This is a genomic window from Mesorhizobium sp. M1E.F.Ca.ET.063.01.1.1, from assembly GCF_003998155.1.
Taxonomy (GTDB): Bacteria; Pseudomonadota; Alphaproteobacteria; order Rhizobiales; family Rhizobiaceae; genus Mesorhizobium.
Window position 1 is genome coordinate 1 of sequence record NZ_RZSC01001666.1, and the last position, 422, is coordinate 422.

The 422-nt window shown below is 68.2% G+C and carries 1 pseudogene; it reads left to right on the forward strand.

Annotated features, from left to right (window positions below):
• A pseudogene (locus EOA29_RS40320) lies at window positions 1–395 on the forward strand (hypothetical protein); the annotation flags it as partial.
• Window positions 396–422: the final 27 nt, after the last annotated feature.

Genomic DNA, 422 nt, shown 5'->3' on the forward strand with positions numbered 1-422 from the left:
TCGGCCAGCGCAGCCACCAGTCCGCCCGGTACCGGATCGAGGCGGAGGGCGAGGCGGAAAACCATTCCTCCAGCGGCCTCATCGTCGCCTCCGGCACCGGCGCGACGGGCTGGGCGCGCTCGATCATGGAAGCGGCGCATCTCGACCTGTCGCTCGGCCGCGAAGAGCACGCAGTGGGCTTCTGGGTGCGCGAGCCGTTTCCGAGCGTCGCCACCGCCACGAATTTGCGCGCCGGCAAGATCACCGAAAGCCCGCTCCTCATCACATCGCGCATGAACGAGGGCGGCGTGATCTTCGCCGACGGCATCGAGCAGGATTTCATCGCCTTCGACTGGGGCAGGCAGGTCCAGCTGCAGCCGGCATCGCGGGCGCTGCGGCTGGTCGTCGATCAGTGACCAACAGCATGCTGGCGCGAGGTGGAT